Origin of the sequence: Desulfovermiculus halophilus DSM 18834 (genome assembly GCF_000620765.1) — a bacterium.
Classification (GTDB): Bacteria; Desulfobacterota; Desulfovibrionia; order Desulfovibrionales; family Desulfothermaceae; genus Desulfovermiculus; species Desulfovermiculus halophilus.
In genome coordinates, this window is record NZ_JIAK01000053.1 from 1 (window position 1) to 3,777 (window position 3,777).

The following is a 3,777-nucleotide window of genomic DNA, read 5'->3' on the forward strand; positions in this document are numbered from 1 at the left end:
GGGTACTGGTTAAAAATCTTGGCGGGGTATCGGGGTATCAGAGACCTCCCATACTCAATTCTCGCAACATAATACAACTGACAACATAATGTCCCTTTACTCTCACTATTGATTTTGTTCCAGAGGGTTATTGGTTGCTATGTAATAATATTTGGTTGTGATCAGATAATGAGGTAATGTATGTTGTATGAGCACATATATTGCTACTTGTCAGCCAAAGGGATCTTTTTCTTGCAAACTCTAATAAAATTATCGTATTTACTCACAAAATCATCCGCAGCCTTGTTTATTTCATTTATATTTTGCCATGTTTTTTCTGATCTTAATTCACCATGTTCATTCTTTGGGGATGTAGACTGTACGTATTGGTTAATATTGTAAGTTTTGTTTCCGATTAGATGGGATAGCCTCTGAGCAGATGCAACAAGCAATTTTTTTTGCTTTTCTATAGAATTATCTTGAAAATCCTTGTCTGCTCCAATCCACTTTCCAACAAATATATGCAACGGCCTAGTATCATCAGGATTGAATGACGCTCCAAAGTCATGGGTTCTTAAAAAATAAATTAAATTATGTGAATCTATATCTTGATAAAGTTCTTGAAGTAGTAACTTGTCGTTAGGATGATATGAAATGTGGTTAGCTGAAGATTTTTTATATGAGCTATATTCTGTTAATATGAAAGATGCAAGAGCTAGAAAAAATGCAGAAATGCGATCAAAATGAAGTTCAAATTCACAGCTTTCGTTAGGTTGAACAACCCATACCAATGTTGCGAGTACAGCTATAAAAAAAGATATTCTTGCAGTTATTAAATACATATGTAATAAAATATTATATTTTAATAATAAATCCTAGATCTGTGAAGTGAATCATTCTTTATACAGTGTTAACTGGATTTCAATTATTGGCCATAATCAATTATTTTAGTATGTTACGTCCATCGCACTTCAAGGCCAATGTCTCACCCATAGGGTGCACGGAGGAGGATGGGTATGACCATAAGCGAGGTACTGCACGACAGCTCTTCTCAGTTCGGACATGCCGGGCTGGCTTTGATCGGCGAATTCACCAGAATAAGCGGTATAGATGAATTGGGTCATAAGATAAGCAAGGCCAAGCAGCCACAGATAACGGACGGCGAAATTCTCAGAACCCTGTGTGGCCTTTTGTGCCAAGGGAAAACCGACTTCGATCACGTCAAAGAGTTCCGCGAGGACGAGTTCTTTCAAAACGTCCTGGGCATCAAGAGAGTCCCCTCCGCCAAGATCCTCAGGCAGGGGTTTCAGAGCTTGAGCCTGGAAACCGGGCTGGAAGAACAGCTGCCGGAGTGCTCGCAGCGTCTTTGGCATAATGTCGGGATGCAGCCCGAGTACATACACTACGATCAGGACTGCTCCTGGGTCCGCATGGACGTTGATACGGTCATCTACGACAACGCTGATACCAAAAAGGAAGGAGCCGAGTTTACCTACAATAACCAATTCGGCTTCCATCCCATCTTCGCTCACTTTGGAGGGAGCTGGATGGTGAACGTAAAGCTCAGGCCGGGCAATGCCCACTCCAATGCATTAGGAACCAGGAGATTTATCGCCCAGAGCCTTGCCTACGGCCGCTCTATGATCAAAGAACCTCTTTTGGTCGTGGCTGACTGCGGCTTCGACAGCCAGGAACTGATCAAGGATTTGATTCAGGCTGACAATACCGACTTCATCATTAAGCACAATCTGCGACGGGAGAACAAAGAGGACTGGCTGCAAACAGCCAAAGACCACTGCCGGGAAAAGTTCGTCCCGGAGAAGAAAAAGAACCAGACCGTCTACCGGGGCAGTGTCTACAGAGAGATTGAAGGAGCAAAGTCGCCGGTCAGGCTCGTTTTTGAGATCACCGAAACCATGAGCAAGAACGGTCAGCTGCTTCTGACGCCGGAGATTACGGTCTTTGTGGCCTGGCCCCCCCTTGATCTGCAGGAAAAGGATGTTTTGAAGATATACCGGGATCGAGGCACGAGCGAGCAGTATCATGCCGAGTTCAAGTCCGAGGCTGTGGGCTTGATAAAGGCCACACGCCGTCGGATGAAGACAGTCATGCGCAGCGTCATGTTCATGTGCGGCAAGCTCACCTGGCATGCCAAGCAATGGAGACTTCATCTTGGTTGTCCTAGGCCGTGGTTTGAGTTTTTTCATCAGCTGTTCTTCCGCTTAAGGACGGCATAGCTCGGTGGTTTTCAAAAACAAGTAGTTTTGTACAGGTCAAGTGTATCCAGCGCTTTAACGTTAACTTACTGTCAAGGATGGCTTGCAGCTATAGCTTCGTATTATAAGTCTTTGAAGTTATCTGGTTCTTTCGTGGATAGCATCTACGTGACCTATCAGGGCAAAATAACCTTGGATATAGATAAGCGATAGATTCTCACACATTCAGAATTTAACATAAAATATATTTAATAAACTTAAAATTGATTTGGTCCAATCTGACTGGTTCTTAGGTTCCCATCAAGAACTCGATAAAGAGTTACTGTATAACCTTTTATACTAGATCCATCGCTATAAAATCGAAAAGTCGATTCAGCCTTGCTATAATTAGTAAGTGGATGTGGACCAAAATAGTGGTCGTAACCATACCAAATTTGACCGGATGCATACTTCATTCTGTAATTTCCAAATGGTACATCAATTTCTACAGCAGATCCTCCACGAACAAATACATCTAGTATATCTTTTCCTGTTGTGACATCTTCAAGTTTTACTAAATAATGGCTATTTGAGTCAGTCTTGATTTCAAGCGGAGCCACTCCAGGCTGCGATGTGAATCGTCTTACCTTACCGGAGAAGGGCAGTGGCAATTTTGGTTCATTAAATTCTGATTGGGTTGATGTGTTGTGCTCGCCAGTTGTAGTTTGAGATGAGCTAGAACTACTCTCCCATGTAGAACCAATCCAGATCAATGCAGCTATACTGGTAACAATTGCAGCTACACGAAAGATACCATAAAAAAATCCCTTGATAGAATCAGTAAACCTATTAATTTTTGCTTTCTTATTTACTTGATGCAACTTCGTTACAAGTGTATCATACATAGAATCAGTATAGGTAGGATGCTTTGAGAAGTCATCCGACTCTAGCCTTATCCAACTCTCCCCATAAGTTAGCCCTAAGTTAGCTCGAAGCGTGCCTATGTTATGGAGAGTTTCATGAACTCTATCATAGCTTTGTCTTCGCGCTGCTACGAGCAAAACTGCTGCTGCATCTGCCTTTAAGGCAACACTATCACATTTCGAAATGGCCTTTCGAATTTCTTCCTCAGGAGCGGTTGGGTAGATACCCAAACGAAAATATAAATCACGCATGTTTCACCAAGAATTCATAGGCTTCATTGATTCTTTTAAATGTGTTGGTAGCTGCCGCTACAGCCTCTTCGCCTAAAGAAGCAAATCGGTCTGGGTGGTGAATTTGAGCTAGCCGATAATATGTTTTGCGTATTTCCTCCATGGTGGCCCCCTGTCGAAGGCCAAGGACGGCATAAGCTTGAGCTGTATTTTCTGTTTTAGATGTATGCTGGGAATCGTTTTTCGTGTTCGATCCTCCAGCAGATCCACTGTTTGTCTTTGCTCGGCTTCTCCAAAAATTAGCTGAGCTTACATCAGATGGGTAAGGTATTTCGTTGCCTGTTATCTCAACAAACTCAACTTTCGGCGTAACTTTATTGCATTCAACAAGCTAAGATCTTTGACATAATTCCTTATTTAGGCCGAAAAAGTCGATTGCTGTCCCGAAT

At 42.5% G+C, this 3,777-nt stretch carries 4 protein-coding genes; 1 reads left to right on the forward strand and 3 read right to left on the reverse strand.

The annotated features are described in order from the left end of the window. Positions 1 to 203 precede the first annotated feature (203 nt). Complete coding sequence (locus N902_RS19835) at positions 204 to 821, reverse strand: hypothetical protein (RefSeq protein ID WP_153304241.1); 618 nt, start codon at positions 819 to 821, stop codon at positions 204 to 206. 174 nt (positions 822 to 995) lie between these two features. Between N902_RS19835 and N902_RS0114110 the strand changes: the two genes are divergently transcribed. Continuing rightward, a complete protein-coding gene (locus N902_RS0114110; protein ID WP_027371431.1) occupies positions 996 to 2,216 on the forward strand; it encodes an IS1380 family transposase in 1,221 nt (406 codons plus the stop codon). A gap of 236 nt (positions 2,217 to 2,452) precedes the next feature. Here N902_RS0114110 and N902_RS19840 read toward each other — a convergent pair whose 3' ends face one another. Next, a complete protein-coding gene (locus N902_RS19840; protein WP_153304242.1) occupies positions 2,453 to 3,349 on the reverse strand; it encodes a hypothetical protein in 897 nt (298 codons plus the stop codon). Then, positions 3,342 to 3,674 (reverse strand): DnaJ domain-containing protein, encoded by a 333-nt coding sequence (locus N902_RS20555; RefSeq protein ID WP_084288438.1) that lies wholly within the window; start codon positions 3,672 to 3,674, stop codon positions 3,342 to 3,344. The genes N902_RS19840 and N902_RS20555 overlap by 8 nt, the downstream gene beginning before the upstream one ends. Positions 3,675 to 3,777: the final 103 nt, after the last annotated feature.